At 70.5% G+C, this 17,685-nt stretch carries 8 protein-coding genes and 2 pseudogenes; 2 read left to right on the top strand and 8 right to left on the bottom strand.

Translation table 11 applies throughout. The annotated features are described in order from the left end of the window. Positions 1-17 precede the first annotated feature (17 nt). The 6 genes and pseudogenes from CCZ36_RS02745 to CCZ36_RS02720 form a co-directional block, all read right to left on the bottom strand. A pseudogene (locus CCZ36_RS02745) lies at positions 18-2,236 on the bottom strand (glycosyl hydrolase family 95 catalytic domain-containing protein). Continuing rightward, positions 2,233-4,209 carry a beta-galactosidase gene (locus CCZ36_RS02740; RefSeq protein WP_128816965.1) on the bottom strand — a complete coding sequence of 659 codons (1,977 nt, stop codon included), beginning with the start codon at positions 4,207-4,209 and terminating at the stop codon, positions 2,233-2,235. Before CCZ36_RS02740 ends, CCZ36_RS02745 begins: the two are co-directional and overlap by 4 nt. Positions 4,210-4,237: 28 nt before the next feature. After that, positions 4,238-6,478 (bottom strand): WD40/YVTN/BNR-like repeat-containing protein, encoded by a 2,241-nt coding sequence (locus CCZ36_RS02735; RefSeq protein WP_128816964.1) that lies wholly within the window; start codon positions 6,476-6,478, stop codon positions 4,238-4,240. 55 nt (positions 6,479-6,533) lie between these two features. Further along, positions 6,534-7,457, bottom strand: coding sequence for a carbohydrate ABC transporter permease (locus CCZ36_RS02730; RefSeq protein WP_069736191.1), 924 nt, complete (start codon positions 7,455-7,457; stop codon positions 6,534-6,536). A gap of 17 nt (positions 7,458-7,474) precedes the next feature. Beyond that, positions 7,475-8,464 carry an ABC transporter permease gene (locus tag CCZ36_RS02725; protein ID WP_443069837.1) on the bottom strand — a complete coding sequence of 330 codons (990 nt, stop codon included), beginning with the start codon at positions 8,462-8,464 and terminating at the stop codon, positions 7,475-7,477. Between the two features lie 36 nt (positions 8,465-8,500). Continuing rightward, positions 8,501-10,174, bottom strand: a complete 1,674-nt coding sequence (locus tag CCZ36_RS02720) for an extracellular solute-binding protein (RefSeq protein ID WP_069742548.1) — start codon at positions 10,172-10,174, stop codon at positions 8,501-8,503. A 416-nt stretch (positions 10,175-10,590) separates the two neighbouring features. Between CCZ36_RS02720 and CCZ36_RS02715 the strand changes: the two are divergent. Continuing rightward, positions 10,591-13,531: pseudogene (locus CCZ36_RS02715) on the top strand (glycoside hydrolase family 3 C-terminal domain-containing protein). Next, positions 13,528-15,795, top strand: coding sequence for an alpha-xylosidase (gene yicI / locus CCZ36_RS02710; RefSeq protein WP_128816963.1), 2,268 nt, complete (start codon positions 13,528-13,530; stop codon positions 15,793-15,795). Before CCZ36_RS02715 ends, yicI begins: the two are co-directional and overlap by 4 nt. Positions 15,796-15,995: 200 nt before the next feature. Here yicI and CCZ36_RS02705 read toward each other — a convergent pair whose 3' ends face one another. Further along, on the bottom strand, positions 15,996-17,186 hold the full coding sequence (locus CCZ36_RS02705) for a GTP-binding protein (RefSeq protein ID WP_128816962.1): 1,191 nt from the start codon (positions 17,184-17,186) through the stop codon (positions 15,996-15,998). 7 nt (positions 17,187-17,193) lie between these two features. Beyond that, entirely contained in the window at positions 17,194-17,364 is a 171-nt protein-coding gene (rpmF, locus tag CCZ36_RS02700; protein WP_128816961.1) for a 50S ribosomal protein L32, read from the bottom strand. Positions 17,365-17,685 lie beyond the last annotated feature (321 nt).

Raw genomic sequence — 17,685 nt, 5'->3', positions numbered from 1 at the left:
GTGGGGATGGAGGAGTGCTACCGCGGTCCCAGGGTGAGGACGCGGTCCACGCCGGCCGTCAGCTCCAGCGGAGCCGGGGGTTTCCGGCGGAGGTCTCGGTGAGTGCGTGCCTGTCACCCGTACGCAGATCGACCTGGGCGTCACGGGTGGGGCGCAGCACGGCGGTGGCACCGTCCTGCGACCACCGCAGGTCGAGGTGTGAGCCGAACCGTGTCCGTACGCCGAGGAGTTCGCCGGCCGAGTACGCCGCCGGGACTGCCGGCAGCAGCACCAGGCGGCCGGGCGCCGACTGGACGAGCGACTCGATCACGGCGGCGGGCAGGCTGTGGGCCGCGTCCGCGTTGTAGACGTTCCGGGACGGGTAGTGCGCGCTCATCAACGAGTCGTGGAAGAAGTCTCCGCCCAGCACCGCCTCCAGTGCCGCCGACACCCTGGCGGGATCCCGCAGCCGGGCGGCGATCAGGGCGTGGTGCAGATGTCCGTGGGCGGAGTCGTTCTCCGAGCCGCGCAGTTCCAGGGCGCGGTGTGCGGCCGCGGCCAGCTCCGGGGTGTCGTACGGGTTGATCGCGTCCAGCGGCCACACCGGATAGAGGTGGCTCAGATGGCGGTGGTCGTACGTCTCCCGCAGGCCCGGCCAAGCCCACTCGGCGAGCGCCCCGTCCTCGTTCACGAGGTACGCCGGGAGCCGGGCCGCGAGTGACCGCCACCGTCCGGCGGACGGGTGCCCGGGGGCGTGTCCGGCGGCCGTCGTCAGGGCGTGGTGGGCCGCGGCGATGTCCATCGTCGCGTTCACCGTTCCCCAGCTCGCGTTGGCCGGCCGGTTCTCGGGGGAGTACGAGGGCACGACCGCGAGGTTCCCGTCCAAGTCCTCACGGCTGAGGAAGTCCTCGTAGAACAGCGCCGCTTCGACGAGCGCGCCGGTCAGAGCGGCGTCCGGGGTGCCCGTCGTGACCTCGGCGTGTTCCAGCAGCGGCTGCAGCAGCCAGTCGGCTCCCGCCGTCCACAGATGCAGCGGATAGGCGCGCTGGAAGTGTCGTGTGCGGCCCGACGCGCCGTCCGTGTGGGACGGTGCGACGATGCCCCGCGCTCCGAAGAGCGCCCGGGCGTTGTCCTGCCAGTCGGACAACTGCCCGTGCACGAGGGACGCGTGGGCCTCGGTGACCTCCGGGAGTGCGGCTGCCGCGGCGGAGGCGACCTGGAGGTTGAGGTTGGCGTTCGTGGTGAAGGCCCCGGACCAGGCCGTGTCCCAGTCGCCGGTCCACAGACCGGTCAGCCGGGGTGGCAGCGCCCCCGAGGAGGACAGCAGGTGGTAGCGGCCCGCCGCGAAGAGCCGCTCCAGGAGCGCGGGGGACTTCGGTCTGCGCAGCAGCTCGCTGCCGGGCAGCTCCCGCTCCGGCACCGCGTCCCGCAGCGTGAAGGAGGCACGCCCGTACGCGGCCCGGTGCGGCGGCCGGTGGCGCTCCAGCAGCGTGGCGTAGTCCTCGCAGGGCAGAGCCGCCCACAGCTTCCCGGGGTCGGGGCGGTCGGCCCCCCTGACGACCCGGGTCGTCAGGGTGAGGCTCCGCGCTCCCTCGATCCGGATGCCCTCGCCGGCCACGAAGACACGGCCGCCGTCCACCCGCACCGCGGTGACGCCCGTGTACCCGAGCCCGCTGTCCGGATAGCCCACCCTCAGAGCCAGGCGCGCACCGTCCGGGGTCAGGACCGCGGAGCGGCCGACCGCGAGGCGCGCGGGGGCGCCGGGCAGCGAGTGGTCCAGGACGACGTCCGCGGTCGGTCCGGGGTCCGTGATGTGCTGCACGATCACGTCGTCGGCCCGTGACACGAAGACGCTGCTCCGCCAGGCCTCGTACGACGCGGTCACCTCGCCCGACGTGAAGTCGACCTCGCGCCGGTATCCGGCGACCGCCTCCTGCAGCCCCCGTCCGCGGCGCACGCACGTCCGGAACGCCGGGTGGAAGGGCTGCACCCACACCAGCGGGCGGCCGGCGCCGAAGTCCTCCGCGGCCGTCGTGTCCCCGGACAGGAGCGCGTCCTGGAGGCGGTGGAGCCGGTCGGCGAGCTCCGGCGGACGCAGGTCCTCGCTGCCGTTGGGCCGCACCAGAAAGTGGTGGTTGACGATCACCCGGTCGTCGGCCGGGTTTCCGTACACCATCGCCCCGTGACGGCCGTTCCCGCTGAGGAACGCGTCCTCCCAGCGGGAGGCCGGACGGGGTTCCCACGTGCCGTCGATCATGCCGGGACGTCTTTGAGCACGGCGACGCCGTAGCGGTCCAGCTCCACACCGCCGTCGGCCTCGGCCCCTGTGAGCAGGTCGAGGTGGCGACCCGGCAGCTCCACCACGGCCGGTGCCCGGCCGTGGTTCAGCAGGAAGAGCAGCTCGCCGCGCCGCACCGCCTCGACGCCGGAGGGCAGCCCTTCCAGCACGGGGCGTACGCCGGCCTCGGCCGCCGCCCGGCCGAGCAGGTCCCGCAGCGCCTCGGGCTCGGGCAGCGTCGAGACGTACCACGCGCCGCCCTTGCGGAGCACCGCGGGAAGACCGTCCAGCTCACCCTCCCGGTAGGCGGCCACCGTCTCCGCGCTGCCGTCGGGTTCCAGCTCCTCCGACCACAGCGTGCCCCGGAAACCGTCGCACGCGACCGTCGCTCCCGCGTCCAGCGGCCACCACTCGTGCACCGTACGGATACCGAACAGCTCACGCAGTCTGCCGTCCATGCCACCCGGCCTGATCCGGTCGTCGACGTCCGCGACTCCGGTGAAGAACCCGCACACGAGGGTGCCGCCACCTCGCACATACGCGACGAGGTTGTCGATCGCCGCGTCACCGAGGAGGTGGAGCTGAGGCACGAGCACCAACCGGTACCCGCTCAGATCCGCCTCGGGGCGGGCGAACTCCATGCCGACACCGCTGTCCCACAGCCCCCGGTGCCAGGCCTGGAGCAGCTCCGGGTACGACACGAGACAGGACGGCCGGCCCTCCTGGGTGCTCGACCACCAGGCGTCCCAGTCGTGCAGCACGGCGACCTCGGCCGGGACCACGGTGCCGGTCACCTCGGCCCCGATCAGCGCGAGTTCGGCGCCGATGCGCTTGACCTCCCCGAAGGTGCGGCCGCTCTCCCCGGCGTGGCTCAGCATCCCGGAGTGGAACTTCTCCGCCCCCTGCCGGGACTGCCGCCACTGGAAGTAGCAGAGTGCGTCCGCACCTCTCGCCACCGACTGGAGCGACCAGAGCCGGTTGAGGCCGGCGGGTTTGGGACGGTTGACGCCACGCCAGTTCACCGACCCGGCCGCCTGTTCCATCACCATCCAAGGCCCACGGGCCTGCGATCGGGTCATGTCGGCCAGCATCGCGTTGTACTGTCCGGCGCGCGGGTCCGTCGGGTCCGGGTAGATGTCGACGGAGACGACGTCCTCCTGCTCGGCCCAGGCCCAGGCGTCCTGGCCCGACCACAGCGGCATGAAGTTGGTCGTCACCGGGATGTGCGGGGTGTGCCGGGCGACGATGTCCCGTTCGGCGGTGTAGCACTCCATCAGGGCGTCGGAGGTGAAGCGTTTGAAGTCCAGTTCCTGGGCCGGATTCCGCGTGTACTGCGCCTTGCGCGGCGGCAGGATCTCCGCCCAGGTGTCGTAGCGCTGGCTCCAGAACGCCGTGCCCCAGGCCTCGTTCAGCGCCTCCGGGGTGGTGTACCGGGAGGCCAGCCAGCGTCGGAAGTGCGCGCCGGTCTCGTCGCACCAGCAGTGCGTGCAGTACTCGTTGTTGATGTGCCACATGGTCAGCGCGGGATGGCCGGCGTACCGTGCCGCGAGGTCCTCCGTGAGGGCTGCCGCATAGCGCCGGTACACCGGTGAGCTGGGGCAGAAGTGCTGCCGGGAGCCGTAGTTGACGACGGAGCCGTCCTCGGTGCGGGGCAGTGTCTCCGGGTGCAGGGCCCCCATCCACGGTGGCGGCGAGGATGTCGGGGTGGCGAGGACGACGCCGATGCCGCCTGCGTGCAGGAGGTCCATCAGCCGGTCCAGCCAGCCGAACTCCCTGACGCCGGGGCGGGGTTCGATTTTCGCCCAGGAGAAGACGCCGACGGTCGCGGAGTTGACCCCGGCCTCCTTCATCAGCCGGACGTCGTCGGCCCACACCTCTTCGGGCCACTGCTCGGGGTTGTAGTCGCCTCCGAAGAGGACGCGGCCACGGGTGGCGTCGTGCAGGGACGGCATGGATGTCTCCTTCCTCTACGGGGAGTCTTCACCGGGGGTCTGCGTACTGGATGCCGCGGCCGTTGGTGCCCAGATAGACACGGCCGTGGACGCGGGGGTCGCCGGTGACGACCTCGCCGGTCCACCCCCACTGGTGCGCGTCGTCGTTGATACGGACCCAGGTCGCGCCCGCGTCGTCCGAGCGGAGCACGGCCACACCCTCGTATGTCGCGGTGACCCGCCCGGTCTGGAAGATCGCCGGGTACCCCGCCCGTCCCTTTCTCGGGGCGGCCTTGCCGAAGCCGAGGGCGTACGAGGCCTGGCAGCCGGCCACCGGCGTGAACGTGTGGCCGCCGTCGTTCGAGCGCAGGAGGCCGTTGTCCTTGGCGGAGAGCCACAGATCGCCCGAGCGTCCGGGAGCCGCGGCGATACGGAACTGGACGTCCCCCGAAGGGAGCCCGGTCGCGCCCTCGGTGAAGGTCGCCCCCTTGTCCGTGGAGAGGAAGACCGCCCCCGTGTCCGTGTCGTACACGTAGAAGCGCCTCGGATCGAGCGGGTCGGCGACCGGTGTGCCGCCCTTGGGGAACGTGGGCACCTCCGCCCACGTCGCCCCGCTGTCCGTGGAGCGGTGTGCGGCGTACTTGGTGCCGTCCCAGTGGATGAACGTCCACAACAGCGTCGCCCCGTCGGCGGAGACCGCCACCGGGCCGGGAGCCGAAGGTGCGATCGCCGGCTGGGACGCGAACGGCTGCCAGCTCGCACCGCCGTCGCGGGAATACGCACCGGCCGATGCGGATCCCGACGGCCAGCCCGTCCGCACGACGTACGACGGCTTCAGCGTGGCCAGGGCCAGGCCCGTCGCCGTGCCGAAGACCGGGTTCGACGCCATGCCGCGCGAAGGGGATACGGTCAGTCGGTCATGACGCATGACCCCGATGTCGCCCAGGCCGCTGAGCAGCAGGGCTCCCGAGGGCGGTGCGATCAGCTGGCGTACCGACGACTCCTCCAGTCCGCGGATCTCGGGGGCCCAGTGGACCAGGTCGCGGGTCCCGTAGATCGTGGCGCCGGTGCCGTGGACGATGTGCCGCGAGTCGTACGGGTCGACCGCCAGGGCCTGGATCCACCAGCCGAACTTGGGTTCCCCGCCCCACTTCAGATACGGCGTCTCCGAGACGTCCAGCACCGCCGTGTCCTTGAGGGAGGTCCAGCTCACCCCGCCGTCCGTGGAACGGAACAGGGTGTCCACAAGGCCCCAGCGGTTGTTCGTGGAGACCACCACGGTGCCGGGGCGGGAGGCGTCCACAGCCACTCCGCCGTACCCGAACGCGTCGCCGTCGCCCGGGGCCACCGGAGTCACGTCTCTCCAGGCTCCGGTCACCGTGTCGAGGCGGTGCACCGAGCCGTCGGCCTGGTTGTTCGGGCCCGGCCCGTCCGCGTAACTCACGTACAGCGCACGGCTGCCCGCGTCGTACGCCGCGCGGACCGGCACCTTCGTCGCGGCTCCGGCGGACGGCTGCCCGGGTACGGCCTCCCAGCCGCCGGAGGTGTCTTTGCGGTAGAGCGCCGTGCCGCCGCCGTCCGCCCAGCCCGCGTACACCGCCCGGCCGGCCGCCACCAGCAGGGTGACGCCCTGGCCGCCCGCCGACGGCGTGGCCGGGAAGGAGGTGTCGGCGGCCCAGGTGGCACCCCGGTCCGTGGAGCGCAGCAGCCCGTCGTGGCGCGTTCCGAGCCAGAGCGTGTCACTGTCACGCGGATCCACGATGAGCCGCTCGCCACAGCCCCGGCCGTCCTCGTTGGCCCCGAGGCGCACGGTGAGATCGGCGCGTGACCACGTCGCCCCGCGGTCCTCGGACCTGAGCACCGCGCCAGGGGAGGCGTACGCCTGTGTGTAGGTCCCGAGGGCCAGGTACAGCCGGTCGGGGTGCGCCGGGTCGACGGCCATCGCCTCGACGCCCATCAGGTTCCAGTCGTCCCAGCCGATGTGGTCGGTGAGTGCCGTCCACCGGGACCCGCGGTCGTCCCAGCGGTAGGCGCCGCCGATGTCCGTGCGGGCGTAGGCGAGACCTCGCACGGCCGGATGGAACAGGACGCCCGTCACGAAGCCCGTCCCGCCGATCGCCGCGGTGCGCCAGCGGTGCGGCTGGGTCTTCCCGGGGCGCCGGGCGGCCGAGGCCGTGCCCGCGGCCGGCAGCACGGAGGCAGAGGCCGCGACCACCGCCGCACCGGCCAGGACGGTGCGGCGCCGGGGACGCGGGGCGGGTTCTGGCTGCGGGACGGACGAAGCACGCATGGCGAAAGACCCTCCGGTGGGGAATGACGGGTGAGTGCGGTGCGGGAGGCGTTGATCAGCCCTTGACGGCGCCGGTGAGCATGCCTTCCTTGAAGTGCTTCTGCACGAACGGTGAGAGGACCGCGACCGGGATCAGCGCCAGCACCATGACCGCCATCTGGATGGCGAGCAGTGACAGGTGGCCGGTGTTGATGACCTGCGTCAGACCGGTGGGCCGTTCCTGTTTCAGGACCAGTTGGTTCATCACGTTCTGGAGCGGCATCATCTCCGGGTCGCTGATGTAGATGGACGCGTTGAACCAGGCGCTCCAGTAGCCGACCGCGTAGAAGAGCGTGATCACCGCGATGACCGCGCGGGACAGGGGCATGATGATCTGCCACAGGATGCGGAAGTCACCCGCTCCGTCGATGCGGGCGCTCTCGACGAGCTCCTGGGCCGTACTCATGAAGAAGGCACGCAGGACCAGGATGTTGAAGACGTTCAGCGCGCTCGGGAGGATCAGGGCCAGGTAGGAGTCGGTGAGGCCGAGCCCCTGGACCACCAGGTAGGTGGGGATCAGGCCCGCCCCGAAGAACATCGTGGCGAGCATGAACAGCAGCAGCGGACGGTGAAGCACCGATCCCGGCCGGGACAGGCCGTAGGCGCACATGACCGACACGGCCATGCTGAAGAGCGTCCCGACCACGGTCACGCAGATGCTGACCACCGCGGCCCGGGTGACCTGGCCGCCGCCCAGGAGCTCCTGGTAGGCGACGAACGTGATGCCGCGAGGGATCACCACCAGCCCGCCCGCGTCGGTGATGGTCCGCACCGAGGACAGACTGGTGACGACCACGACCCAGAGCGGGAAGAGCACGGCCAGACAGGCCAGGACGAGGACCACGCCCTTGGAGGCGAGCCCCGCCTTCGTCGGCTCCTCCTCCCACACCGGCCGCAGCCGGCCCCGCGTACCGGGCTTGGTCCCGGCCACGCCGGTCATTCGGTAGAGCAGGCCGCTCACTTCTTGTACACCCCCTGCTCGCCCATGAGATGGGCGACCTTGTTGGCACCGAGGACCAGCAGCAGACCGAAGACTCCCTTGACGATCCCGACGGCCGCCGCATAGCTGAAGCCGCCGTACTGGATGCCCACGTTCCACACGTAGGTATCGAGGACCTCGGAGGCGCCCGGGCCGACGGCCGTGCGCTGGAGCAGGATCTGCTCGAAGCCCACGGTGAGCGCGTTGCCCACCTGGAGGACCAGCAGAAGGGCCACGACCGGGCGCAGGGCGGGCAGTGTGACGTGCCACATCCGGCGCCAGCGGTTCGCACCGTCCATCGCGCTCGCCTCGTAGAGTTCCGGGCTGACCGAGGCCAGAGCGGCGAGGAAGACGATGACGCCCCAGCCGGCGTCCTTCCAGATCATCTCGAAGGTGATCAGGAACTTGAACAGGCCGGGGTTCGTCATGAGGTCGAAGCCCTCATGACCCCTCTCCCGCAGCGTCTGCGCGATGAGTCCCGCGCCGCCGAACATCTGCTGGAAGACCGTGATGACCAGGACCCAGGAGAAGAAGTGCGGCAGGTAGAGGATCGCCTGCGCCACAGCCCGGACCCGGGGCCGCACGAAGCTGTTGATGAACAGCGCGAGCAGGATGGGCACCGGGAAGAACAGCGTCAGCTGCAACAGGAAGATCGTCAGCGTGTTGCCCAGCGCCGACCAGAACAGCCGGTCGTTCACCATCTGCTGGAACCACTCGAAGCCGACCCAGGGGCTCTGCAGGATCGCCTGGAAGGCGTCGTCCGCGATGTACGGGTCGTAGTCCTGGAAGGCGACGACGTTGCCCGCCAGGGGGATGTAGGCGAAGACCATCAGCAGCAGCATCGCCGGCAGGGTCATCAGCAGCAGCGTCCGGTCGCGCCGCAGCCGGTGCCGCAGGGGCACCTTCGCGGTCACCCGTACGTCTTCGGGGCCGCCCCGTCCTTCTCGGCAGGCGGCGACGCGGGGAATTCCCGCGCGCGCCGGTCATCTGTGCTCAGTGACATGTCAGGAGGCCGACTCACCGGTCTCGTCGAGCAGCTTCTTGTACCAGTCGCGCAGCTTGTCGCCGCCCCTGGTCTTCCAGTCCGAGACCTGCTGCTGCATGTCGCCGACCTTCTTGCGGCCGCGCACGATGTCCTTCTCCATGGCCTCGAACTGCGCGTTGAGCTCGGTGTACCGGGTGGGCTCCTGGATCTGCATCCCGTGGAACAGCGGCTTCTTCAGGTGTGCGCCCTGGCGCTGCTGCCACTCGACGACGCCCTTGGCGACGTCCGGATAGTCCGGGTAGGCGCGGTACGGCTTGGAGGTGGCGATGTACTCGTAGGTGGCGAAGACCTCGTTGTTGCCCTGCTCGTTCTTGACGAGGACACCGTCCTCGAGGCTGTGATGGGTGCCTTCCAGGCCGTACGCCCGCAGGCGCTGTTCCTTGCTCCCGTACGGCGCGGCGGTGAAGTTCGCCAGGGCGAGGAGGTCCTCGACGACCTTCTTGCCGGCCTTCTTGCTGACGAAGCACCAGATGTTGGAGGGGGAGGCCTCGTAGATGACGGGGTCACCGCCGTCGTGGGCGAAGAAGTCCATCGCCCCCATCCGGAAGTCCGGCTTGTCCAGCCGCTGCACGGCGGTCGCGGCGTACCAGTCGGAGATGTCCGCGTTGTACATCATGACGTTGCCCGAGGAGAATGTGGTGCGCATGTCACCCGTCTCCGCCTTGGCGTCCGGGTGCACGAAGCCGGCCGAGTACAGCGAGCGTGACCACTCCAGCGCCTCCAGGTACTCCTGGGTCTCGTAGCGGTTCACCAGCTTGCCGTCGACCAGTTGCCAGTAGTAGGGCTTCTCCGGCAGCACCCCGAAGAAGACGAACGCCGACCACGTCATGTCGCTGCACGCCCACACCTTGCTCCTGGGCGCGTTGATCTCCTTGCAGAGGTCGTAGAACTCCTGCGTGGTGGTCGGGACCTCGTATCCCTTCTCCTCGAAGATGTCGGCGCGGTAGAAGGGGGTGATGTTGGGCGTGGCCTCGGCGGGCATGGGTATCCCGCGCAACCGGCCGGCGAAGATGCCGCGCTGCCAGGCGCCGGTGGGAATGGCCGCCAGGTTGGGGTACGCCTTGACCTTGTCGCCCGACAGGTAGGGGCCCAGGTCCGCGAACTTGTTGGCGATGGCGCTCGGGATCTTGCCTCCGAGCTCCCAGCCCGGGACGACGACGGCATCCGGGATGGAGCTGGAGGCGAGCACCGCGCCGAGCTTCTGCCCGTAGACGTTGCCGTCCTGGTTCTGCCACGTGACCTTGACGCCGGCCGCCGTGTCCATGGCTGTCCAGTAGGCGTTGCCCTCGCCGGGCGAGGTGCCCCAGAGCGGCGCCATGATGCTGATCTCGCTGCCCTTGCCCAGCTTCTGGGGCACCGACACCGCCAGCTCGGCGGCGGGGAGCGCCGTGGTGAAACCGTCGGCTGAGCCGTTCTTGCTGGGGATGTCAGGGGTGACGGTCGTCGAGGGCACATACGCGGGAAGGATGTCCTTCAGCTTCTGACCGGTGGTGGTGCCCTCGTTCTTCGAGCCACCGGAACCGCCGCCGCAGGCGGCGAGAAACGGCATGCCGCCGCCCACGGCTGCCGCGACAACCACGGAGGAGGCGAGGAATCGTCTCCGGCTGGGAGCGGAGGGGGAGTTCGGCGTCATTGCGTCAACCCTTCGTGGTGCGACAGGGCGGCTCGCGGCGGCGACTGCCGCTCGGCCCTGTCACTGAGGTAGGGGCGTTACCGGCCGAGCCGGCCGGAACGGGACCGGCTGAGCTGAAGCGGTCGACGGGCTGCTAGTCGAAGCGCTTCGATGTTGCAGCGAGGTTAAGTGAAGGGTGTCGGCCGCACAAGAGTTCGTTTCGATATTCGTCCGACCCGTATCCGAACCGCTTCCCGGCTTGATGGCGCGCCGATCTGCGCGGAAGCGCCTCTTGGGGGCGGTCGTGCCCTTGACACTCGCGGGGTCGTCCGATGAGCATCGAAGCGCTTCGAACGATCTTCTCCTTGCCTGGCGCTGGAAGATGACTTGGCGCGGGCAGACCGGAATACCTCCCACCTCTTCAAGGGGACCCGCACGTGACGGACCATCCACTTCCCTTCCGCGACCCGCGGCTGTCCTTCTCCCGGCGCACCGAGGATCTGCTCGGACGGCTCACGTCCGACGAGCGGATCGCGATGCTGCACCAGTTCGCCCCGGCGGTGGAGCGTCTGGGGGTCGGCCCGTTCCGTACCGGACAGGAGGCTCTCCACGGGGTCGCCTGGATGGGGCCCGCCACCGTCTTCCCGCAGGCCGTCGGCCTCGGCGCCACCTGGAACGACGACCTGGTCCGCCGGATCGGGGAGGCCGTCGGCAACGAGGTGCGGGCCAAGCGTGCCCAGGACGACCGCGTCGGGCTCAACGTCTGGGCGCCGACCGTGAATCTGCTCCGCCACCCGCTGTGGGCCGCGGCGAGGAGGGGTACTCCGAGGACCCGGCTCTCACCTCCGCCATCGCCGTCGCCTACACCCGGGGACTGCGCGGGGACCATCCCCGCTACTGGCGCACCGCACCCGTGCTCAAGCACTGGCTCGCACACAACAACGAGACCGACCGCGACACCGGGTCCTCCTCGGTCCGCCCGCGCGTCCTGCACGAGTACGACCTGCGGGCCTTCCGTGACGCGGTGCGGGCGGGTGCGGTGGCCGGCGTCATGCCCGCCTACAACCTGGTCAACGGCCGCCCGAACCACGTCTCCCCGCTGCTGGGGCAGTACCTGCGCCGTTGGACCGACCAGCCGCTGGTCGTCTGCTCGGACGCGGGCGCCCCGTCGAACCTGGTCGACTCCGAGCACTACTTCGACACCCACGAGGAGGCCACCGCGGCCTCCTTGAAGGCGGGTGTCGACAGCTTCACCGACCACGGCACGGATTCCACCGTCATGGCGGGACGCATCCGCGACGCGCTCGCGAAGGGGCTCATCGACGAGAGCGACATCGACACGGCGGTCCGCCGTCTGCTCGCCATGCGCTTCGCGCTCGGGGAATTCGACCCAGAGCTCGACCCGTACGCGCAGGTCGACGACCTGGACACCGAGGAGCACCGGGCTCTCGCCCTGGAAGCCGCCGAGCAGGCAGTCGTCCTGCTCAAGAACGACGGCCTGCTGCCCTTGGAGCCGAAGCAGGGCCGGACCGTCGCGGTCGTCGGACTGCTCGCGGACGCCTGCAAGCTCGACTGGTACAGCGGCACGCTCATGCACCGCTCGACGCCGCTCGACGGAATCCGCGCACGGTACGGCGCCGAGAACGTCCTCTTCGCGGAGGGCGTGGACCGGGTCAGACTGAAGAGTCCCGACGGCTGGGTCCACGTACCCGCCGCCGACGGGGCGACGGAAGGCGGGGCGCGCGGCGCGGAAGGCGCCCTGGACCCGGCCCTCCTCGCGGGCCGCACCGACCTGCCTCCGCTGACCTGCGGTGACGAGGCAACCGACCTGGCCCTCGTGGACTGGGGCGACGGCGTCCTGACCCTGCGTACGGACGAGGGGCTGTACCTCTCCGTCGCCGACGACGGGTACGTCAGGGCGTCCGCGGACGAGCCGGGCGGCTGGGTGGTCCAGGAGACGTTCCGCCTGGAAGCGGTGGAGGGAGCCGACGGCGGGTACCGCCTGCTGCACCTCGGGACCGGTGGGTACGTCTCAGTCGCCGCCGACGGCGCGAAGGTTGCCGACGCGGGCGGGAAGATCTCCCGGAAGGACGCCACGGTCTTCGAACGGGAGACCGTCGAGCACGGCGCCGACGCGGTGGCCCGCGTCGCCGCGGCCGCCGACACCGTGGTCGTCGTGGCGGGCAACGACCCCCACATCAACGGCCGCGAGACCGAGGACCGTACGACCCTCGCCCTCCCCGCCCAGCAGGACCGGCTGTGGCGCGCCGCGCACGCCGCCAACCCTCGTACGGTCCTCGTCCTGGCCTCCGCCTACCCCTACGCGGTCGGCGACGCGGCGGACGGGCTGCCGGCCCTGCTCTGGACAGCGCACGGGGGGCAGGCCGCGGGTACCGCGCTCGCCCGCGTCCTCGCGGGCGACGTGTCCCCGGCGGGCCGGCTCCCGCAGACCTGGTACGCGAGCGACGACGATCTGCCCGGCCTGCTCGACTACGACATCATCGGCTCCCGGCAGACGTACCTCTACTTCGACGGCACGCCCCTCTTCCCGTTCGGCCACGGCCTCGGTTACGCCGACTTCACGTACTCGGCCCTGCGCACGGAGGTGGACGGCGAGCGGCTGCGCGTGTCACTGAACGTCACCAACGACGGCGGGCTCGCCGCCGACGAGGTGGTGCAGCTCTACGTCCGGGCGGCCGGACCCGCCAAGACGGCCGAACCCGCCCGCGAGGGGCCGGGGCGCCGGCTCCCCGGCCTTGGCGATCTCCAGGACCTGCCGCGGCGCAAGCTGGTCGCCCACCGTCGGGTGCGCCTTGCGCCCGGCGCGGCGGAGCACATCGCATTCGAGCTGCCCGTAGAGGAGTTGGGGCACTGGAGCGTGGCACACGGCCGGTGGACCGTCGAGCCGGGCGCCTACGAGATCCTCGCGGGAGCGTCGAGCGCCGACATCCGGCTCATCGCGACAGCGGTCGTCGACGGAGAGGCGCAGGGCCCCCGGCCGGTGGCGACGCACGGTCTGGAGGCCGTCGACTACGACCGGCAGAAAAACACGGAGATCCTCGACCGTACGAAGACGGAGGGCGACGTCGTGGCGCCCGCGTCCGCCGACGAGGAGGGGAGCCTCGTCTACCGGGCGTGCGACTTCGGCGAGGGGGTGTCCGGGCTGAGGTTCCTGGCCTCGGGGAGGGGACCATCACGGTGAGCGTGAGCGGCCGCAGCCTGGCGCTCCAGCTTCCGGACACCGGCGGACCGTACGCGTACCGCACCGTCGAGGCCGAGCTGGACCTCCGGGGGGTGCACGAGATGGGCATCGCCCTCAGGGGCGACGTACGCCTCGCCCGCGTGGACGTCGTTCCCGCCACGAAGGAGACCGCATGAAGTTCACCGACGGCTTCTGGCTCATGCGCGAGGGCGTCCGAGCCTCGTACGCGACCGAGATCCGTGATCTGTGCGTCGAGGCCGACCGGTTCACCGCGTACGCCGCGGTGAAGCGTGTGGCGGCGCGCGGCGACACGCTCAACACCCCGCTGATCACCGTCGAGTGCTTCTCCCCGGCCGAGGGTGTCATCGGCGTCCGTACCACCCATCACGCGGGCAAGGCCCGGCGGGGGCCGGACTTCACGATCCTGCCGGACGACACCACGGCGCCCGCGGCCCGCATCCGCCGGGACGGTGCGGCAACGGAACTCACCAGCGGGCCACTGACCTTGCGGATGGACGGGGACGGCCCCTGGGGCGTCTCCTTCCTCGATGCCGACGGCCGGCGCCTCACCGGGGTGGACCCGAAGGGCACGGCGTTCGCGACCGCGCCCGACGGCACGCACCACATGATCGCCCAACTGGCACTGGGCGTCGGGGAGTACGTCTACGGACTAGGTGAGCGCTTCACCCCGTTCGTCAAGAACGGGCAGACCGTCGACATCTGGCAGGCCGACGGAGGCACCAGCAGCGAACTGGCCTACAAGAACATCCCGTTCTATCTGTCCTCACGCGGCTACGGCGTCTTCGTCAACCACCCCGGCAAGGTCTCCTTCGAGGTCGGCTCGGAATCGGTCGGGCAGGTGCAGTTCAGCGTCGAGGACCAGTCGCTGGAGTACTACATCGTCGCCGGCCCGACGCCGAAGGACGTCCTGTCCCGTTACACGGCCCTGACCGGCAGACCCGCGCTGCCGCCGGCCTGGTCCTTCGGCCTGTGGCTGACGACGTCCTTCTGCACGTCCTACGACGAGGAGACCGTCACCTCCTTCGTCGACGGGATGGCAGAGCGCGGGATCCCGCTCAGCGTCTTCCACTTCGACTGTTTCTGGATGCGCGAGTACCAGTGGTCGGACTTCCTGTGGGACCCGGAGGTCTTCCCCGACCCCGAGGCGATGCTGGCCCGCCTCAAGGAGCGGGGCCTGCGCATCAGCATGTGGATCAACCCTTACATCGCCCAGAAGTCGGCCCTGTTCGCGGAGGGCGCCGAACACGGCTACCTGGTGCGGCGCGCCAACGGTGACGTCTGGCAGTGGGATCTGTGGCAGCCGGGGATGGCGCTCGTCGACTTCACCAACCCGGCCGCCCGCGCCTGGTACAACGACAAGCTGCGTCTTCTGCTCGACCAGGGTGTCGACTGCTTCAAGACGGACTTCGGCGAGCGCATCCCCACGGACGTCGTCTGGCACGACGGCTCCGACCCGGAGCGGATGCACAACTACTACGCCCAGATCTACAACCGCACCGTCTTCGAACTTCTGGAGAAGGAGCGCGGAGCGGGGGAGGCGGTGCTCTTCGCCCGGTCGGCGACGGCGGGCGGCCAGCAGTTCCCGGTGCACTGGGGCGGTGACTGCTTCGCCTCCTTCACCGCCATGGCCGAGTCCCTGCGCGGCGGGCTGTCGCTGAGCCTGTCCGGCTTCGGTTTCTGGAGCCACGACATCGGCGGCTTCGAGGGCACCCCCGACCCGGCGGTCTTCAAACGCTGGCTGGCCTTCGGCCTGCTGTCCTCGCACAGCCGGCTCCACGGCAACGTCTCCTACCGGGTGCCGTGGGAGTTCGGCGAGCAAGCCGTCGACGTGGCGCGGAAGTTCACCCTGCTCAAGCACCGCCTCATGCCCTACCTCTACGGAGTTGCCGCCGAGGCGCACCGTACGGGCATCCCGATGATGCGGCCCATGCTGGTGGAGTTCCCCGGCGACCCCGCCTGCCGCACCCTGGACAGGCAGTACATGCTCGGCCCGGACCTGCTGGTCGCGCCGGTCTTCACCGCGGACGGCGAGGTCGAGTACTACGTCCCCGAGGGCACCTGGACCTCACTGCTGACCGGCGAACGCGTCACCGGCCCCGCCTGGCGGCACGAGACGCACGGCTTCGACAGCCTGCCGCTGCTGGTCAGGGACGGAACCGTACTCCCGTGGGGCGCCGACGACCAGCGTCCGGACGGGGACTGGCTGGACGGCCTCACCCTGCGGATCTTCGGCACCGGTACGGACGCGCGCACGGTCACCGTGCCGGACCTGACCGGCGCCCCGGCGGTGGAGTTCCACGTCGTGCGGGACGGGGCCGGGGCCCGCGTCACGGCGGAGGGGACCGACCGGCTCTTCCGGGTGACCGTCGACGGATCCGGCGCGGAGGGGGAGGGGTCCGGGACGGTCGTCGTCGCCTGAGCTCCACCCACCACCACGCAGCCCGCTGGGCCCCGCCAGGGGTGCCCGGCGGCGCTGCCGTTCCATGGGACAGGGCCTGGGCCGAGGCTGCCGCCCCGGTGCTGGGATAGGCCCCTCCCTGCCCTTGGGTTGCCTTCCTGCCTGGTGTGTGTACCGGACCGGACGGTGCCGTGGCTGCGACCACCGTCCGGTCCGGAGTCTCAGTGCCCCGTCGCGCTTGCGAGGGGGGCGTGCTCGTGAGCGCAGCTCTCGTCGAACCTGTAGGTGTCCCACGCGGGGAAGGGGTCCTCGGCGGGCAGCTCTTCGCCCTCCCGCATGAGACAGACGGTCAGGGCCGCCCGCAGCGAGTCCGTGTCCAGGTGCGTGCCGATGAACACGATTTCCTGGGCGTAGCGGTTGTCGGCGGCACGGGCGGCGGACGGCTCGAAGCGCGCCACCGAGCCGGCCTGTGACCACAGTCCCGTCACCCGGGGCCGGCTGGCGAGGGTGAAGAAGCCCTTGGACCGCAGGACCTGTCCATGGGTGCCGCTGTCGAGCGTCTCGGTCACGAAGGTCCACAGCCGCTCCGGGTGGAACGGCTCGGTGGAGCGGAAGACAGTGGAGGAGATGCCGTACTCCTCCGTCTCGGGGACGTGGTCGCCGTTGAGTTCCATCACCCAGCCGGGCGCCTGTTGTGCCCGCTCCAGGTCGAACCGGGCCGTGCCCAGGACCTCGCCGATGGGTACGCGACCTCGCACCGCGGGCACGAGGTGAGCGGCTGGGTTCAGGCGGGCGAGAGCGGCCCGGAGCCGGTCGGCGGCCGCGTCATCGACGAGGTCGAGTTTGTTGATGACGATGGCGTCGGCGAACTCGATCTGGTCCATCAGCAGGTCGCTGACCGTGCGTTCGTCATCCTCGTATTGGTCCAGGCCGCGTTCGGCCAGTTCGTCACCACCGGCCAGCTCGGGCAGGAAGTTGGCGGCGTCCACAACCGTGACCATCGTGTCGAGGCGGGCCAGGTCGCCGAGGGTGGCCCCGTCGTCGCGGGCGAAGGCGAAGGTGGCGGCTACCGGCATGGGCTCCGAGATCCCGGACGACTCGATCAGCAGGTAGTCGAAGCGCCCTTCGCGTGCGAGCCGGTCCACCTCTTCCAGAAGGTCGTCCCGCAGGGTGCAGCAGATGCACCCGTTGGTCATCTCGACCAGGCGTTCCTCGGTGCGCGACAAGGCCGCATCGCCGCCGCGTACCAGGGCGGCGTCGATGTTGATCTCGCTCATGTCGTTGACGATGACGGCGACGCGCAGGCCCTCCCGGTTGGTGAGGACGTGGTTGAGCAGGGTCGTCTTGCCGGCGCCGAGGAAGCCCGACAGGACGGTGACGGGAAGGAGCGGTGAAGGGGCGGCGGTGTGCATGCGGGAATCAGCCTTCGGGACGGAGCAGACCGCGCTCGTACGCCCGGGCCGGCTGCTGGGGGACGCGGTACGGCACGTCGTCCACGGTCACGGTCACGAGCTGAGGCGTCACGGCCTTCCACTGCGCGCGGCGGTGCCGGGTGTTGCTGCGAGACATCCTGCGTTTGGGTACGGCCATGGTGACCTCCATGGGCGGGTGGTGGACGGGAACTATCCTACATGAAAATGAATGTCATTTTGAGATTGCGCCGCTGTCCACCGGTGGGAGCCGTGGCGGTGTCGTGGGCGTCGGGCAACGCCTGATGTCAGCCTGGCCCGTGAGGCCTTCACCTAGAGCGGTGAGACCCGGCGCCTTCGCCACGGCCACGGACCCCACCATCGTCCGCACCTCGCGGTGATGACGCGGGCGCCGGGCTGATGCCTTCGTTTCCCCTGGTCTTCGAGACCTCTGTCAAGAGCGGCACAGCCCGGCGCCTCCGTGATCACCGTGAAACTCCCG

It is taken from the genome of Streptomyces sp. S063 (genome assembly GCF_002832675.1).
Classification (GTDB): domain Bacteria; phylum Actinomycetota; class Actinomycetes; order Streptomycetales; family Streptomycetaceae; genus Streptomyces; species Streptomyces sindenensis.
The sequence above is the reverse complement of the archived record's forward strand: the minus strand, read 5'-3'. Positions and strand labels throughout refer to the sequence as shown.